The sequence below is a fragment of the Paraburkholderia sartisoli genome, assembly GCF_900107685.1.
Classification (GTDB): domain Bacteria; phylum Pseudomonadota; class Gammaproteobacteria; order Burkholderiales; family Burkholderiaceae; genus Paraburkholderia; species Paraburkholderia sartisoli.
Genome location: NZ_FNRQ01000007.1, coordinates 380,938 through 397,079, shown reverse-complemented (window position 1 = coordinate 397,079; position 16,142 = coordinate 380,938). Strand labels below are relative to the sequence as shown.

The 16,142-nt window shown below is 63.5% G+C and carries 13 protein-coding genes; 10 read left to right on the top strand and 3 right to left on the bottom strand.

What is annotated here, in order from left to right; all coding sequences use genetic code 11:
* The first annotated feature begins 2 nt into the window (after nt 1-2).
* The 4 genes from BLV45_RS21660 to BLV45_RS21645 all read left to right on the top strand — a co-directional run bounded on the left by BLV45_RS21660 (nt 3) and on the right by BLV45_RS21645 (nt 5,215).
* Nucleotides 3-881 (top strand): ABC transporter permease, encoded by an 879-nt coding sequence (locus BLV45_RS21660; protein WP_090536285.1) that lies wholly within the window; start codon nt 3-5, stop codon nt 879-881.
* Nucleotides 881-1,813 (top strand): ABC transporter permease, encoded by a 933-nt coding sequence (locus tag BLV45_RS21655; protein WP_090536283.1) that lies wholly within the window; start codon nt 881-883, stop codon nt 1,811-1,813. The genes BLV45_RS21660 and BLV45_RS21655 overlap by 1 nt, the downstream gene beginning before the upstream one ends.
* Before the next feature lie 220 nt (nt 1,814-2,033).
* Nucleotides 2,034-2,318, top strand: coding sequence for a GntR family transcriptional regulator (locus BLV45_RS21650; RefSeq protein WP_090536372.1), 285 nt, complete (start codon nt 2,034-2,036; stop codon nt 2,316-2,318).
* Nucleotides 2,319-2,953: 635 nt separating this feature from the next.
* Entirely contained in the window at nt 2,954-5,215 is a 2,262-nt protein-coding gene (locus tag BLV45_RS21645) for a beta-glucosidase family protein (protein WP_245753451.1), read from the top strand.
* Between the two features lie 446 nt (nt 5,216-5,661).
* Here the strand turns inward: BLV45_RS21645 and BLV45_RS21635 are convergent, their stop codons facing one another.
* Together BLV45_RS21635 and BLV45_RS21630 are read right to left on the bottom strand one after the other, a co-directional pair.
* Nucleotides 5,662-6,072 carry a type II toxin-antitoxin system VapC family toxin gene (locus BLV45_RS21635; RefSeq protein ID WP_090536280.1) on the bottom strand — a complete coding sequence of 137 codons (411 nt, stop codon included), beginning with the start codon at nt 6,070-6,072 and terminating at the stop codon, nt 5,662-5,664.
* A complete protein-coding gene (locus tag BLV45_RS21630; protein WP_090536278.1) occupies nt 6,069-6,326 on the bottom strand; it encodes a type II toxin-antitoxin system Phd/YefM family antitoxin in 258 nt (85 codons plus the stop codon). Before BLV45_RS21630 ends, BLV45_RS21635 begins: the two co-directional genes overlap by 4 nt.
* 228 nt (nt 6,327-6,554) lie before the next feature.
* On the opposite strand from BLV45_RS21630, the gene BLV45_RS21625 reads away from it, so the two are divergent.
* From BLV45_RS21625 to BLV45_RS21600, 6 genes are all read left to right on the top strand, one after another.
* Complete coding sequence (locus BLV45_RS21625; protein WP_090536276.1) at nt 6,555-7,862, top strand: MFS transporter; 1,308 nt, start codon at nt 6,555-6,557, stop codon at nt 7,860-7,862.
* Nucleotides 7,863-8,032: 170 nt separating this feature from the next.
* A complete protein-coding gene (locus BLV45_RS21620; protein ID WP_090536275.1) occupies nt 8,033-9,076 on the top strand; it encodes a LacI family DNA-binding transcriptional regulator in 1,044 nt (347 codons plus the stop codon).
* Between the two features lie 217 nt (nt 9,077-9,293).
* Nucleotides 9,294-10,469, top strand: coding sequence for a porin (locus tag BLV45_RS21615; RefSeq protein ID WP_090536273.1), 1,176 nt, complete (start codon nt 9,294-9,296; stop codon nt 10,467-10,469).
* 90 nt (nt 10,470-10,559) lie between these two features.
* Nucleotides 10,560-12,368 carry an L-arabinonate dehydratase gene (gene araD, locus BLV45_RS21610; RefSeq protein WP_245753449.1) on the top strand — a complete coding sequence of 603 codons (1,809 nt, stop codon included), beginning with the start codon at nt 10,560-10,562 and terminating at the stop codon, nt 12,366-12,368.
* Nucleotides 12,369-12,385: 17 nt separating this feature from the next.
* On the top strand, nt 12,386-13,120 hold the full coding sequence (locus BLV45_RS21605; RefSeq protein ID WP_090536271.1) for a ribonuclease activity regulator RraA: 735 nt from the start codon (nt 12,386-12,388) through the stop codon (nt 13,118-13,120).
* Between the two features lie 73 nt (nt 13,121-13,193).
* Nucleotides 13,194-14,507 carry an MFS transporter gene (locus BLV45_RS21600; RefSeq protein ID WP_090536269.1) on the top strand — a complete coding sequence of 438 codons (1,314 nt, stop codon included), beginning with the start codon at nt 13,194-13,196 and terminating at the stop codon, nt 14,505-14,507.
* On the opposite strand, the gene BLV45_RS21595 is transcribed toward BLV45_RS21600, so the two are convergent.
* Nucleotides 14,504-16,138 carry an FGGY-family carbohydrate kinase gene (locus BLV45_RS21595; protein ID WP_090536268.1) on the bottom strand — a complete coding sequence of 545 codons (1,635 nt, stop codon included), beginning with the start codon at nt 16,136-16,138 and terminating at the stop codon, nt 14,504-14,506. The genes BLV45_RS21600 and BLV45_RS21595 overlap by 4 nt on opposite strands.
* Nucleotides 16,139-16,142: the final 4 nt, after the last annotated feature.

Here is a 16,142-nt window from a genome sequence, read left to right as displayed (position 1 = left end):
CCATGAACGCGGTCACGCTCGCGCCGCCGCCCGCGCCGCGCGACACCCGCGCGTGGCTCGTCACGCCCGCGCTGGTCTTCATTCTCGCGCTCTTCATCTATCCGTTCGCGTACGGGCTCGTGCTGTCGTTCCAGCCGGCGAACGGCGGCAGCGTGTGGGCCAACTACACGACGTTCTTCAGCGACCGGTCGATGTGGCCGACGATCATCGTGACGCTCAAGCTCGCGGTGCCCGCGACGCTGATCAACGTCGGGGTGTCGATTCCGGTCGCGTTCGCGTTGCGGCGCGACTCGCGCTACCAGAAGTTCGTCACGACGCTGCTGGTGATCCCGGTGACGCTCGGCACGGTGCTGATCGCCGACGGCATGCTGACGTACTTCGGGCCGAACGGCTGGTTTCCGCAGGCGCTGCAGGGCATGCACCTGTATGCCGACGAGGTGCGGCTCACGCACAACTACTGGGGCGTGCTGATCTCGCTGATCGTGTCGGGCTTTCCGTTCGCGTTTCTGCTTACGCTCTCGTACGTGACCGGGATCGACCCGCGGCTCGCGAGCGCGGCGGCCACGCTTGGCGCGAGTCCGTGGCAGCAGTTCCTGCGCATCTATCTGCCGTTGCTGATCCCGGGGCTGACGATGGCCGCGTGCCTGTCGTTCGTGCAGGCGTTCTCGGTGTTTCCGTCGGCGGTGCTGCTGGGCGCGCCCGCGGGGCCGACGCGGGTGATGTCGATCGCCGCGGCCGAGGCGGCGTTCGAGAGCTATGACTATTCGCTGGCCTCCACCATCGCGATGGTGATGGGTTTCGTGCAGCTGCTGGTGGTCGCGGCGATGCTCGGTGCGCGCCGCTTCTTCTACAGCGGACCGGTGACGGGAGGAAAGGGCTGATGACAACCGATCAACAGGCCACGCATCCGTGGCCCACGCCCGCGAAGCAGCCCGACGGCAGCCGCAAGGGCGGCAACGACGGCGCGCAGCGCTCGGGCCGGCAGCGCACGAGCTTGCCCGATCGTCTGTGGAAAGTGCTGGTGTGGGGCGCGATGGTGTTCTTCCTGCTCAACGTCGTGCTGCTGATCGCGACGGTCGCGGTCAACTCGATCGCGACGCGCTGGTTCGGCACGCCGCTGCCGCAGGGCTTCACGCTGCACTGGTACGCGCAGGCGTGGAGCGACTTCCAGCTCGCCAACGTGCTGTGGGTGACCGTCGAGGTGGTGGGCGCGGTGGTGCTGCTCTCGGTGCTGCTCGGCGTGCCGGCGGCCTATGCGCTCGCCCGCGTGCAGTTCCCGGGCAAGCGGGTTGCGATGCTGGTCTTCCTGCTGCCGCTGATGGTGCCGCCGGTGACGTACGGCATCCCGATGGCGACCGTGATGTACAAGGTGGGGCTGGCCGGCACGCTCTCGGGCGTGATCTTGGCGAACCTGGTGCCGGCACTGCCGTTCGTGATTCTGGTGATGACGCCGTTCATCGAGCAGATCGACCCGAATCTTGAATCGGCGGCGCGCATCTTTGGGGCGAACACGTTCCGTTACTTCCGCTACGTGCTGCTGCCGCTGCTGGTGCCGGGCATGCTGGTGGCCGGGCTGCTGGTGCTGGTGCGCACGATCGGGATGTTCGAGCTGACGTTCTTTACCGCGGGGCCCGCCACGCAGACGCTGGTGGTCGCGTTGTATTACGCTGTGTTCTCGACGGGCGTTCGCGCGCCGCAGTCGATCGACGCGATGGCGATGATCTACATGGCCATCACGCTGATCTGGGTGCTGATCGCGCTGCAGTTCGTGAGCCCGACGCAGATCGTGTCGCGTGTGAAGCAGCAGAAATAGTGATGAAGCTCGTGGCCGCATGTGGGCCGCGAGCATGTTCATGGAGCCGCAGTGGTTGAAGGGTCGTCGCGCCCGGAAACAGGCTCACCATGACAGCGTCGGTTCTACGGCAGGGGAGAAACAGGAAGTTGAGTCGAACGCTTGCTTCACTTGCAATCCCGGTCACATGGCGTGGACAGTAATGCGACTCTCGCACGCGCCGCTAGCAGAGGAGAACTTGATGAAAAACTGGATACCCGATCTGAAGGCGCGCACGAGCCCATATTACCTGGCCATCGCGGATGCCCTTGAAGAAGCCGTTCACGCCGGTGTATTTCAGACGGGTGACAGGTTGCCGTCACAACGAATACTCGCCGATTTTCTGGGTTTGCACGTGAACACGATCAATCGTGCGATGCGGGAGAGCGCGCGGCGCGGGCTAACCCGCGGACATACCCGGCTCGGCACGATGATTGAAGCAGGATGCCCTGACCGGGAACCCGGACTTCGTAACTCAAACGCATAAGCCTGCCAGGCGTCTCATTTCGTCTTCACGACTGTCAACGCAGCGCAACCTGAACATCAATACGCGCGCAGTAACCTGTCGTTGATATAAAGGCGGCCGCAGTCTGCCATATGGAAGCAGAGAGGACGCCACAGAAGAAGAACCCTGTCCGATAGTTAGTATACCAAATGAAAGAAATAACGCCGCGCCACGAAGCATGGCAATTCAATGCTTGCCATGTGCGCAAAGCCTGTGCGTGCAGCGTTTGTCGGAGTGATTGCCGCATGGATGCAACGGCTGTTATGCGACGGCGACCGGTAGCAGGTGATCACCCGTTGCCACGGCCGGCTTCCGGGTGACGGCCGCCGTGCCTGTTACCCGATGTTTGACTGCTCCGCGGTGCGAGTGACCGGAGCAGATGTTCTCGCCGTTACCTTCACCCCTTTTTGAATTCGGGCGTGCGGGACGTGTGCGCGATAAACGTGCGTAGAGCCGCCTGGAAAAGGAGGAGGCCCCACATTGGGCAATTGAACGTGTGCAGATGCTGGCATTGAACGCAGAACATGCCAGCCAGACGTTACTTGAACGACAATCAGGGAATCGCTATGTTAAACCGTTCGACTTCACGTATCTCACGTAGTAAAGCGAAGGTTGCGATGGCGCTCGCCATCCAGAGCATGTTTCTGGTGGCAGCCAGTCCGGTATTTTTTCAGCCGGCGGTCGCTGCCGCGCCGTCCTTGCCGTGGATGAACACGCACCTCGCTCCCGAGAAGAGAGCGGCGTTGCTCGTCAATGCCATGACCCTCTCCCAGAAGGCGGCCCAGTTACATGGCCAGAGCGGTCCGATTCCGGAGATACCGGCATGCGGAAACGCATTCCGTCACATTCCCGGTATTCCGGCGCTGAGCATTCCGACCTTCCGGATCACCAACGGTCCGGTTGGCGTGGGAGCGGGCGATTGCAATCCGCAGGACCTGGCAACGGCGTTGCCGATGTCCATGGGCCTCGCTGCCGGCTTCGATCCGACGCTCGCGAAGGCATATGGTGATCTGATGGGGCGCGAAGCGCGCATGCTCGGCTTGCAGGTTCTGGAGGCGCCCGGCATGAATACGGTTCGGGTCGGGCAGAACGGACGCAACTTCGAATACCTCAGTGAAGATCCGGTTCTCGCCGGCGTCATGGCGGAAAACGTGATCCGTGGTGCACAGGCGCACGACGTGATTGCGATGGCAAAGCACTTCGTCCTGAACGATCAGGAGACGAACCGGAACACCGTGAGCGTGGACGTCGACGATCGCACGCTCCATGAAATCTATCTGCTGCCGTTCGAGGTCTCGGTCAAGCGGGGCAAGGTCGCGTCGTTCATGTGTTCGTACAACAAGATCGGGCCGACCTACGCGTGCGAAACGCCCTATACGCTGACCACCGTTCTGCGTGACCAGTGGGGCTTCAAGGGGTACGTCCAGTCGGACTTCGGGGCAACTCACTCGACCGCGCCCGCGCTGAACGCGGGGCTCGATCTTGAGATGCAGTCCGGTACCTGGTTCACGGAGGCGAACCTCAACCAGGCGCTGGTGAGTGGCACGCTGACGATGGGGACCATCGACCAGGCGCTGACACGTCGCTATACCCAGATGTTCAAGTTCGGCATGTTCGATCGTCCGCTAACCCGGACCCCGCTCGACGCCGCGACGATCCAGACCGACGGGGCCATCGCCCGCAATATCGGCGAGCAAAGCTCGGTTCTGCTGAAGAACGACAAGAACCTGCTGCCGCTGTCGCGGTCCGTCAAGTCCATCGTCATCGTCGGTCAAGACACGTATGTGAGTTCGGCGCTCATCGGCGGCGGTGGCAGTTCGAAAGTCGCGCCGACCTATACGGTCACGCCGCTCGCGGGTATCCAGAAGGTCCTGCAGCAGATCGGCTCGAACGCGAGCGTGCAGGTTCTCGTCGCGGCAACCGACGGCAGCACGAACGCATCGGTGGCGGCGGCAGCGGCGAAGGCCGACGTCGTGATCGTGATGGCGGGTGTGGTTACCAGCGAGGGTCGCGACCGGCCCAGCCTGTCGTTGCCGGACAACCAGGATGCACTGGTCTCGGCCGTCGCGGCGAGCAATCCCAGGACGGTTGTCGTGCTGAAGGACGGAGACCCGGTTCTCATGCCATGGGCCAGTCAGGTTCCTGCCATTCTTGAGGCGTGGTATCCCGGCCAGGAAGATGGCAACGTCGTCGCGCGACTGCTGTTCGGGCTGGTCAATCCTTCGGGCAAGCTGCCGGTGACGTATCCGACGCAGGCGGCGTATACGCCGACGAGCACACCGGACCGCTATCCGGGCACGACCGGTGCGAACCCGACCGTGCAGTACTCGGAAGGCCTGTACGTGGGCTACAAGTGGTATGACTGGCGCCAGATCAAACCGCTGTTCGCCTTCGGACACGGCCTGTCGTACACGTCATTCAAAATTTCGGATCTCGATGTCACCCCGCGCGGATACACGGCGACCAATCCCATCAAGGTTCGCCTGTCGGTGAAAAACACCGGGGCACGGGAAGGCTCGGAAGTGGCTCAGGTGTACCTTGGCTTGCCGCAGAGCACGGGTGAACCGCCGAAGCGGCTTGTCGCCTTCAAGAAGGTCTCGCTCAAACCGGGCGAAAAGAGGACGGTTGAACTGTCCATCGATCCAGATAGCGCATATCACCCGCTGAGTTACTGGGACAGCGCGACGCAGAAGTGGACGATCGCGGCAGGCAAATATACCGTCTACGTAGGTAACGCGTCGGACAACATCGTGGCGCAGGACACGTTCACGGTTGGTTCGCCGATGCATGACCGTGGGCAGGGTCAGGATCACGGCCAGGGTCAGGACCAGGATCATGACCACAATGGATGGGACTGGTCTGACGACGATGGCCGCTAGCGGTTTGTCTGCCTGTTTGAACTAGTGCGAGGAAGCGGTTCCTGGTATTGCGTGTGCCGCGTCAGGTCGTGGGCAGCGCTGTCGTACGCCAGGAACCGTCTTTTCGTGGTGGTCACTCCGCTTCGGAGAAAGACGCTTCGGCATTTTCTCCGGTTCGCATGGCGGCCAATCCGGACTTCAACATCTGTCTCATTGCGAGCGGGTGCTTTACTTTTGGTCGCCCGGGCTGGGACGGTCGAATGCGAAGCGCCGACGAGGTTCATGCGATGCCTCTCGCAAACCTGCACGGGAAATACTGCCCGGCTGTTTCGACCGATGATCTGTTGGGTGTTCTGAAGTAATCCCGTCTGGCCAAAAAATACGCAGCCGGCTGCACTCGCGATTGGTCAGCCACGCGTCGAACTGCTCGACGGGCTGCTGGCCTTGAGCGTGTACATCTGTGTTTGCTATTTCACCAGGCGAATCGGACTCGCGGTGTACGCGGCGACCGTTTCGTCATTGGTTAGCAGGGTGATGCCTTCGACAGTCGCCTGAGCGACCAGCAATCGATCGAAGGGGTCTTTGTGATGGTCGGGCAGGTTGGCAACGGCGGCCGTATGAGCGCTGCTGATGGTCAGCTCGATATAACCATTGTCCAGCAGCGCCCGGCGGAACAGGTGCGGGTCTACCTTGAAGTCAGGCCTGCCGAGCGCGTTCTTGATGGCCACTTCCCACACGCTGGCCGCGCTGAACAGCAACTCGTTTCCCTCGTCCTCGATCAGGTCACGCGCTTCCCCGGACAGCGAGCCATTCGAGCGAATGTCCTCGCTAGCCACGGACGTCCACAACAGCAAATGCGTGTCGAGTAGCAACTTCATTCGTCACCGCCAAACATTGTGGCGATTTCCTCGCTGCCCAACTCGTTGAACGCCTGCGCACCCGGTACGGTGACCTGGCCGGCCAGGAATCCGATTCGCTTCTTCCTGGCCGGGACAGGGGTGTCTACGGAAACGATCCGCACCATTGGCTTGCCGGCCTTGGCGATCACAACGGATTCGCCCTGTGCGGCTTTCTCGACCAGCCGTGACAAGTTGGTTTTGGCTTCGTGCATGTTGACAGTAATGGTGGCCATAGCGGCTCCTTAGCTTAGCTAAACGGACTTAGTCTATCATCTATCTTCCCCGTCTGCCTGCCCACCCACCGTCACCAGCAATCCCCTGTTCACCGCAGTTTCGAAAACAGGTAGACAGCGCGAAATGACAGCGATACCATTTGACGCTTAAACGTGCGCGGCAATATCCATTGCTAGTCGCCCGAAAATGACAGCGATACCATTCATAAAAAACTTGCGGAGACACCGATGAAAATCGTAGGCGCTACTTCCGTTGTCCAGAAAGCGGCCAGCGGGCGATACAGATGGACCATTTGCGCACTCATCTTTTTCGCGACGACGATCAACTACATGGATCGTCAGATGCTGGGGCTGCTGGCCCCGCTGCTGCAGAAAGACATCGGCTGGAACCAGATCCAGTACGCGCAGACCGTGATGGTGTTCACCGTCGCCTACGCAGTGGGCCTTGCGACGTTCGGCCGGATCGCGGACCGGATCAGCACCAAGGTGGTCTACGGCAGCGCGATGGCGATGTGGAGCCTCGCTGCGATGCTGCATGCCGCGGCGGCGACCGTCCCGGGCTTCGCGGCCGTGCGGGGTCTGCTGGGCTTCAGCGAGGCGGCCAACTTCCCGGTCGCGATCCGCACCACGGCCACGTGGTTTCCGAAGAAGGAGCGCGCGCTCGCCACTGGCCTCTGGAACATGGGCGCCACCATCGGCGGGATCGTCGCGCCGGCGTTCGTGCCGATTGCCGCCGTCATGTGGGGCTGGCGCACGACGTTCATCGTGGCGGGCGCGACCGGGTTCGTCTGGCTGGCCGTGTGGCTGCTGGTGTACCGTCCTCCCGCGGAGCATCCGTCGGTATCGAGCAGCGAACTGGAGCACATCAACGCGGACCGGGACGAAAGCGTCGAGCAGTCCGTGAACTGGCTTTCGGTGCTCAAATACCGTGAAACCTGGGCGTTCATTTTCGGCAAGCTGCTGACCGATCCGGTGTGGTGGTTCTATCTGTTCTGGCTGCCGAAATGGCTCAACGAGTCGCGGCACATCGACATCAGCAATCTTGGCCTGCCGTTGATCGTCATTTACGCGATGGCATCCGGCGGCAGCGTGGCGGGCGGCTGGCTGTCGTCCCGCCTGATGAAGCGCTCCAACAAGCCGAACGTCGCGCGCAAGGTCGCGATGGGCATCTGCGCGGTGTGCGTGCTGCCGATCGCCACGCTCTCGCATTTCCAGAGCCTGTGGTACGCGGTGTTTGCCGTTGGCCTCGCCGCCGCGGCCCACCAGGGGTGGTCCGCGAATCTTGTCACCACGGTTGGCGACGTGTTCCCGCGCCGTCTGGTCGGCACGGTGATCGGTATCGGCGGCGTGGCGGGCATGGTCGGCTCGTTCTTCTACTCAGGCGTAATCGGCGAGACGCTGCAGCGCACGGGCCAGTACTGGGCGCTCTTCGCTGTCGGTGCGTCGGCCTATCTGGTCGCGCTCGGTGTCATTCATCTGCTGATGCCGCGCATGACGCCGGTGAAGCTGGGCGGGCAGCACACCACGTCTGCCTGAACGCTGCCTCGAGGCCGGCGACGGCTTGTGGTTTGTTGCGGGAAGGTCCGCGGCGTAAGGTAGACTCTGATTCGCGCACAATCTGGAAGGACGGCCCGGGAAGCAGTTCTCGCGCCGTCCTTCTGGCGACTTCCGCGTAACAATTGTGCAGACTGTGAATCAGACTATTCATGCCCAGCCCAAAAGAAAAAGTGGCGCCGTTTGCCGGCAAACGGCTGCGTGGTGGACCACGGGAAGTCCGTCTCATCGAAGTCGCGACGCTGGCGCGTGTGTCGCCGATCACGGTGTCGCGTGCGCTCAACAATCCTCAGGTTGTCGCGCCCGAAACGCTCAAACGCATCCAGCTCGCCGTCCAGCAACTCGGCTATGTGCCGAACCGGCTGGCGGGCAGCCTGTCGTCGTCCCGGTCGCGGCTCATCGCCGCCATCGTGCCGACCGTGACGCATTCGCTGTTCGCCGCCTCCATTCAGGCATTTAGTAACGCGATGTCGCTCGCCGGCTACCAGGTTTTGCTGGGGCTGAGCGGATACAGCGACGTCGACGAGTGCCAGGTGCTCGACGCGTTGTTGAGCCGGCGCCCGGAAGGGCTGCTGCTGATCGGCGTGGCGCGTTCGTCGGCGCTGCGCGCGCGGCTCCTGAACGTCAATATTCCAACCGTCGAAACGTGGGACATGACCGACACGCCGGTCGACATGCTGGTCGGCTTCTCGCACCACGACGCCGGGGTTGCCGTGGCGGAGCGCTTTCTGGCGCGCGGCAAGCTGCGTCCCGCCATTATCTCGGCCAACGACGAACGCGCGATGGCCCGTCGCGAGGGCTTCATCCAGACCATGGCGCGTCATGGCATCGACAACGTCGCGCAGGTTCTCGTCAACCCACCAAGCTCGGTGGCGCAGGGGCGCAGCTCGTTTGCCACGATTCTCGCGGAGCGCCCGGATGTCGATGCAGTGTTCTGCGGCTCGGATCTGCTCGCGCTCGGCGTGCTGAGCGAGGCGAGAGCACGCGGCGTCGACGTGCCGTCGCGGCTCGCCGTGTGCGGCTTCGGCGATCTCCAGTTCTCGGCGGATCTCGTGCCGGCCCTGACCACCGTTCAAATGGACGGCAGCCGCATCGGCACGACGGCCGCGCATTGCCTGATCGACCGGCTCGACGGCTCGCAGGTGCGGCCGAAGATCGACATCGGTTTCACGCTGGTCGGACGCGAGACGGCCTGAGGGGAGCGTCCAGCTCACCCCTGCACAACACACGTTTCACGCAGTTTTGAGGGTTTACCCTTGGTATTTCAGTGAAATGATTGCGATATCATCGCGGTGCTGCCCTGGCAGTTTTTTTGATGCTGTTAGTGGTAGCGATATCATTGTGTGGGCCGGCCACGCGTATCCCGCAGGCAAGCGCCTGCGCTTATAAAAAACAGGATGAAGGAGACGCGTGATGATGAAGCACGGAAAAATAAAGGCATTCCTGATCGCAGGTGCGGCACTGGGCGCTGGCGCGGCGAACGCGCAAAGCAGCGTGACCTTGTACGGCGCGGTGGACGACGCGTTCGTCTACGCCAACAACCAGAAGGGTCATTCGAACTTCTATCTGCGCCAGGGCAATCTGTATGCGTCGAAGTGGGGCCTGCGCGGCGTGGAGGACATCGGCGGCGGCACCAGCGTGATCTTCGATTTGCAGAACGGCTTCGATCTGAACAGCGGCGCGCTGTCGTCGTCTTCGCAGATCTTCAACCGTGAAGCGTTCGTGGGCTTGCAGAACCAGCAATACGGCACGTTCACGATGGGCCGCCAGTACACGCCGTACTACCTGTTCGTCGGGCCGCTTGCGTCGAGCACCTGGCTGACCGGCGCAACCGGCGCGCACCCCGGCGACATCGACGGGCTCGACACGACGATTCGCATCAACAACGCGCTGGTCTATACGACGCCGACCTGGAACGGCCTGCAGGCAAGCGGCATGTACGCGCTCGGCGGCATTGCGGGCAGCACCGGCAAGGGGCAGACGATCAGCGCGGGCGTCAAGTACGCGACCGGCCCGATCGGCCTCGCGGCGGGTTATCTGCGCATGGACAACGCGCAGCAGACCACCGGCTTCGATCCGGCGTCCACCGGCAGCTTCGGCACGTCTTCGCTGAACACGGGCTATGCGTCGGCGAGGACGATCCAGCACATCGCGGCCGCCGCCGACTACACGATCGGCAACCTGATGATGGGTGTCACGTATACGAACGTCGAATACGTGTCGGGCAGCCATTCGATTTTCCGCGACACCGCTGTGTTCAACACCTACGCCGCGCTTGCCACCTACCGCTTCACGCCGGCCTTCGATGTGGCTGGCGCGTTCTCGTACACGATGGCGTCGAAGGCGAATGGCATCACCAGTGCGGCCCGCTATCAGCAGTACTCGCTGAAGGAGGCGTATCACCTGTCGAAGCGCACGTCGCTCTATGCACTGGAGGCGTATCAGCGTGCCAGCGGCCAGACGCTTGGCGCGAAGGGCGCAGGCAACATCATCGACGCGACGCCTTCGGTTGGCGATTCGCAGAACGCGACACCGTCGTCGACGAATGCGCAGTTCGTCGGCATGGTGGGGATTGCAGTCCTGTTCTAGCCGGGTGAGGCGCACGAGGGTGCGCTCGCGCATCCTCGCCGGAATCGCGCCCCGGAACCGGCAATTTATATCTCATAGGTGGAAATCAGCTTGACCTCGAACCGAAAACTTCCTGAAGAGCTCCGTAGTTACCGCTGGTACGGCGTGAATGATCTGCGCTCGTTCGGTCATCGCTCGCGAACCGCGCAGATGGGCTACCACGCGTCGGATTACATGGGCAAGCCGGTGATCGCCGTGGTCAACACGTGGAGCGAGATCAACTCCTGCCATACGCACTTCAAGCAGCGCGTCGAAGAGGTGAAGCGCGGTATCTGGCAGGCGGGCGGCTTTCCGGTCGAGATGCCGGTGATGACGCTTGCCGAGCCGTTCCAGAAACCGACCACGATGCTGTACCGCAACTTCCTCGCGATGGAAACCGAGGAACTGCTGAAGTCCTATCCGTTCGATGGCTGCGTGCTGATGGGCGGCTGCGACAAGACCACGCCCGGTTTGCTGATGGGCGCGATCAGCATGAACCTGCCGGCGATCTTTCTGCCGGCCGGCCCGATGCTGCGCGGCAACTGGAACGGCCGGACGCTGGGCAGCGGTTCGGACACGTGGAAATACTGGGCCGAGTTGCGCGCGGGCAAAATCACCGAGGATGAATGGAAGGGCATCGAAAGCGGCATCGCGCGCTCGCCGGGTCACTGCATGACGATGGGCACGGCCTCGACGATGACGAGCGCCACCGAGGCGCTCGGCCTGACATTGCCGGGATTCTCGTCGATTCCCGCGGTGGATTCGCGGCACGCGCAGTTTGCGTCGCTGACCGGCCAGCGCATCGTCGAGATGGTGTGGACCGACCTGAAGCCGTCGGACATCCTGACCGCGAAGTCCTTCGACAACGCCGTCACCACCGTGCTGTCGATGTCTGGCTCGACGAATGCGATCGTCCATCTCGTGGCGGTGGCGCGCCGCGCCAGCATCGACCTGACGACGGCACGCTTCGACGAACTCGCGCGCATCACGCCGGTGCTGGGCAATCTGCGCCCCTCTGGCCAGTACCTGATGGAAGACTTCTTCTATGCAGGCGGCCTGCGCGCGCTGCTCGTCGAACTGGGCGAACTGATCGACGGCACGCAGATGACCGTCAACGGCTCGACGCTCGGCGCCAACATCGAGGGCGCGGAAATTTTCGATGACGACGTGATCCGCAAGCGCGGCAATCCGCTCGTCGCGAGCGACGGTCTTGCGGTATTGACCGGCAATCTCGCGCCGGACGGCGCGGTCATCAAGCCGGCCGCGATGGAAGCCCATCTGCAGAAGCACCGCGGCCCGGCCGTGGTGTTTCGCGACTACGCCGACATGGCGGCGCGCATCGACTCGGAAGAACTCGACGTGACCGCCGATTCGGTGATCGTGCTGCAGCACGCGGGTCCGGTCGGCGCGCCCGGCATGCCGGAGTGGGGCCAGCTGCCGATTCCGCAGAAGCTCCTGAAGCAGGGCGTGCGCGACATGCTGCGGATTTCCGACGCGCGCATGAGCGGCACGAGCTATGGCGCGTGCGTGCTGCACGTGGCGCCCGAATCGTTCGTCGGCGGTCCGCTCGCGCTGGTGAAGGATGGCGACATGATCGAACTCGACGTGCCGGCCCGCCGTCTGCATCTCGATGTCAGCGTGCTGGAACTGGCGACGCGCAAGGCCGCATGGATGCCGCCAAAGCGGCCGTTCGAACGCGGCTTCGGCGTCATGCATCAACTGCACGTGACGCAGGCCAACAAGGGCTGCGATTTCGATTTTCTCGAGGAGCCGTTGACGACTGTGGTGGAACCCGCCACGGCGTCTTTTCAGCAGACCACGCAAGATGCGCCACAGGACACGTTGCAGGCGACGAAGCGCAACGAGCCGGAAATTCACTAACTCATTCAGAGCACTTCATGACTGCATCATCCGATATCACCGTCAGCGACACCACGCTCGAGCAGCTCCGGCACGTCAGCACGGCCACGCTCACCACGCAGCTATTCAAGCGTGGCCTGCGCAACGTGTTTTTGCAGGGCGTCGCGCCGCTCGTCAAACCGGAGCCGGGCGCGCCAAACCTGGTGGGCCCCGCGTTCACGCTGCGCAACATTCCAGCGCGCGAGGACATCGACCACGTCGGGATTTTCCAGGACCCTGACCATCCGCAGCGCAAGGCGATCGAGACCGCGCCGCCCGGTAGCGTGCTGGTGCAGGACTGCCGCGGCGAGCGCACGGTGGCTTCGGTCGGCTCGATTCTCGCGCTGCGGCTCGCGAAACGCGGCGTCGCGGGCATGGTCTCGGACGGACCGGTGCGCGACAGCGGCACGATCGCGGAACTCGGCCTGCCGCTGTGGTGCGCCGGCGCGAGTGCGCCGCTGAACCTGGCGAAACATCATGCGGTCGACATGAACGTGCCGATCGCATGCGGCGGCGTGGCGGTGTATCCGGGCGACATCGTCGTCGCCGATGTGGACGGCGTCGTGATCGTGCCGCGCGAAATGGCCGAAGGCGTTGCGCGCGATTCGATCGAGCAGGAGCAGCTCGAGATTTTCATCTCGCAGCGCATCGAAGAAGGCCGGCCGTTACGCGGCACGTACCCGCCGAACGAAGAAACGCTGGCCGCTTACGCGCAATGGCTCGCGCAAAAATAACAGGACGCTGAAGGCCTTGCCGATGCGTCCCACAGCAATCGCCCGCGGGGACAGGACGGGCACAGGAGACACCGTGAATATCGTTGCACCGGCAATCGGCGAAGCGCGCCTGATTAACCGTCTGGCGCTCAGATTGATGCCGCTCCTCGGCGTGCTTTATCTGGTGGCGTACATCGACCGCTCCAATATCAGCTTCGCCAAGCTGCAGATGCTCGGCAGTCTGGGGCTTTCTGAAGTGGCCTATGGACTCGGCGCGTCGCTGTTTTTCATCGGCTATCTGCTGTTCGAGGTACCCAGCAACGTGATGCTTCACAAGTACGGTGCGCCGCGCTGGATGGCCCGCATCATGCTCAGCTGGGGCGTCGTCACCGTGCTGCTCGCATTCACCCGCAGCGCGCCGATGTTTTACGTGCTGCGGTTCCTGCTCGGCGCCTCGGAGGCGGGGCTGTATCCGGGCGTGATCTACTATCTGACGCTGTGGTTTCCGGCGCGGCATCGTGTGCGGATGCTCGGATATTTCACGGTCGGCAGCAGTCTCGGCAACATGATCGGCGCGCCGATTTGCGGCTGGCTGCTCGACAAGGGCGGATTCGCCGGCCTGCATGGCTGGCAACTCGTCTTCCTCGTGACGGGCATGCCGTCGATCCTGCTCACGTTCGTTGTGTTGTTCCTGCTGCCCGCGTCGCCGGACCAGGCAACATTCCTCGCCGCCGACGAAAAGCAATGGCTCGCGCAGACGCTCGCCGCCGAGCGCGCGCAGGCGAAGGTATCCGGTTCCGGTCATGCTTCGCTGCTCAGCGTGCTGGTGCAGCCGCGCGTGATCGGCATGGCGCTGTACTACATGATGCTATCCATTTCCGTGTACGGCGTGAGCTACTGGTTGCCGACGCTGGTCAAGGGGTTTGGCGTCAGCAACACGACCAACGGCCTGCTGAACATCATTCCGTGGCTGATGGCGACCATCGTGCTGGCGTGGCTGCCCTCGAAGCTAAGAGGCGGTAACCGCGCGGTCGTCGCGATGCTGGTCGCGGCGTTGCTCGGCGTCGCCTGCTTCCTGAGCGCGGTGTTCCTGCCGACCAACACGCTGCGTTTCGCCGCCCTCTGTTTCGGCGCGCCCTGCATGTATCTGCTGATTCCGTGCTTCTGGACGCTGCCTTCGAAGTTCCTGTTCGGCGCGCAGGCCGCGGCAGGCATCGCGGCGATCAATTCGCTTGGCAACATCGGCGGCTTCATTGCGCAGAATCTGGTGCCGTGGGTTCGCGAGACCACCGGCAGCGTGAAGGCGCCCATGCTGATTCCCGCGTCATGCCTGCTGCTGTTCGCGGCGATTACGGTGCCGATCCTGCGTCGTGCGAAGCGCGCGAGCGTGGCGGGGGCCGGGCGCTAGCGGATTTCTCTCGCCACGCCCTGCAACTTCGTGAAGGCGAGAAACCGTGCGTCGTGCAGTGCCGCGATGTCGCCTGCGGCCGGCTCGTAGGTTTTGCTGATATGCGACATTCCGGCCATCGCCGAGCGCACGTCGTCGAACAGGCCGCCCGCCACGCCGCCCAGCATCGCGGAGCCGAGGAGGACCGGATCTTCCGCCTGCGTGGCGAGGAGAGGCTTTCCCGTCGCATCCGCGAGCAGTTGCCGGACGAGATCGAGCCGCCCCGCGCCGCCGCTGATCACGACACACTGGATCGGTGCGCCGGCCGTCGCCTGTGTTTCGATGATCTGGCGAAGGCCGTAACCGATACTGCAGATGCCGGCAATGTAGAGGGCGACCAGACTATTCAGGTCGTCTTCCATGCTCAGGCCCGCGATCACCGCTCTCGCGTGGGGATCGGCGAACGGCGCGCGGTTGCCGAGGAACTCCGGGACGACATGCAGCCCGTTCGCCAGCAACACCGCCTCCGATGAACCATGCGCCGCCTGTGCCGCGAGACTGGCGAGCCTCACCGGCAGCGACTGGCCCGACTGTTCCGCCTGGCGTTGGGCATCCGGGGCAGCGGGGTGCATCGAGAGCAGCCGTTCGATCGCCGCGCCGGCCACCGACTGCCCACCCTCGTTGAGCCACGCATCCGGCACCATCGCCGAAAAATAAGGGCCCCACACGCCAGGCACGAAGACCGGACTGCGGGTCGTCGTCATCGTGCATGATGACGTGCCGAAGACGTAGCCAAGGCACGACTCGGGTTGCCCATCGGCGCCTACCGTGCCGATCCCGCCGGCATGGGCATCGATCACGCCCGTGGCGACCGGCGTTCCGGTGCGCAGGCCGAGCTCCGCGGCGGCTTGTGCCGTCAGTCCGCTGCCGAGCGGCGTTCCCGCGTCGACGACGCGCTCGCCGATGCGCGCAAAGCCCTCGTCCGCCAGCACGCCGAGGCCGACGGTGCGGAAGTAGCTCTCGTCCCAGCGTCGCTCGTGCGCCAGATAGGTCCATTTGCACGTCACCGTGCAGGTGGATCTGGACAGGTCCCCGGTCGCGCGCCAGGTCAGGAAGTCGGTCAGGTCGAAGAACTGCCATGCCGCCTCGAACACGGCCGGCCTGTTCTCGAGAAGCCATAGCAGCTTCGGCGTCTCCATTTCCGGCGAGATCTTGCCGCCGACGAATTTCAGCACCGCGTGGCCCGTCGCGTTGATGCGCTCGGCCTGCTCCACGGCGCGGTGATCCATCCACACGATGATGTCGCGCCCGGCCTGCTCCGAGGGGCCGACGGGCAACGGCTGGCCGCCCGCGCCCAGCACGACGAGCGAGCAGGTGGCGTCGAACCCGATGCCGGCGACCTGATCGGGCGACACCTTAGCCTGCGACAGCGCCTCCTTCACCGAATCGCAGACGGCGTTCCAGATCTCGCCGCTCGACTGCTCGACGATGGAGCCGCTCGCATGGAACAACGTGATGTCACGTTTGGCCGACGCCACCATGTGCCCGGCAACGTCGAAAATTCCGGCGCGGGCGCTGCCCGTGCCGACGTCAACACCGATGACATAACGCGTGCTGCCGGCTGTGCCGGAGGTTGGGTTTTCTGAGGTCATAGCT

Coding starts and splice junctions, on each gene's coding strand:
- BLV45_RS21660 (WP_090536285.1), top strand. CDS start 3: ATGAACGCGGTCACGCTCGCGCCGCCGCCCGCGCCGCGCGACACCCGC.
- BLV45_RS21655 (WP_090536283.1), top strand. CDS start 881: ATGACAACCGATCAACAGGCCACGCATCCGTGGCCCACGCCCGCGAAG.
- BLV45_RS21650 (WP_090536372.1), top strand. CDS start 2,034: ATGAAAAACTGGATACCCGATCTGAAGGCGCGCACGAGCCCATATTAC.
- BLV45_RS21645 (WP_245753451.1), top strand. CDS start 2,954: ATGGCGCTCGCCATCCAGAGCATGTTTCTGGTGGCAGCCAGTCCGGTA.
- BLV45_RS21635 (WP_090536280.1), bottom strand. CDS start 6,072: ATGAAGTTGCTACTCGACACGCATTTGCTGTTGTGGACGTCCGTGGCT.
- BLV45_RS21630 (WP_090536278.1), bottom strand. CDS start 6,326: ATGGCCACCATTACTGTCAACATGCACGAAGCCAAAACCAACTTGTCA.
- BLV45_RS21625 (WP_090536276.1), top strand. CDS start 6,555: ATGAAAATCGTAGGCGCTACTTCCGTTGTCCAGAAAGCGGCCAGCGGG.
- BLV45_RS21620 (WP_090536275.1), top strand. CDS start 8,033: ATGCCCAGCCCAAAAGAAAAAGTGGCGCCGTTTGCCGGCAAACGGCTG.
- BLV45_RS21615 (WP_090536273.1), top strand. CDS start 9,294: ATGATGAAGCACGGAAAAATAAAGGCATTCCTGATCGCAGGTGCGGCA.
- BLV45_RS21605 (WP_090536271.1), top strand. CDS start 12,386: ATGACTGCATCATCCGATATCACCGTCAGCGACACCACGCTCGAGCAG.
- BLV45_RS21595 (WP_090536268.1), bottom strand. CDS start 16,138: ATGACCTCAGAAAACCCAACCTCCGGCACAGCCGGCAGCACGCGTTAT.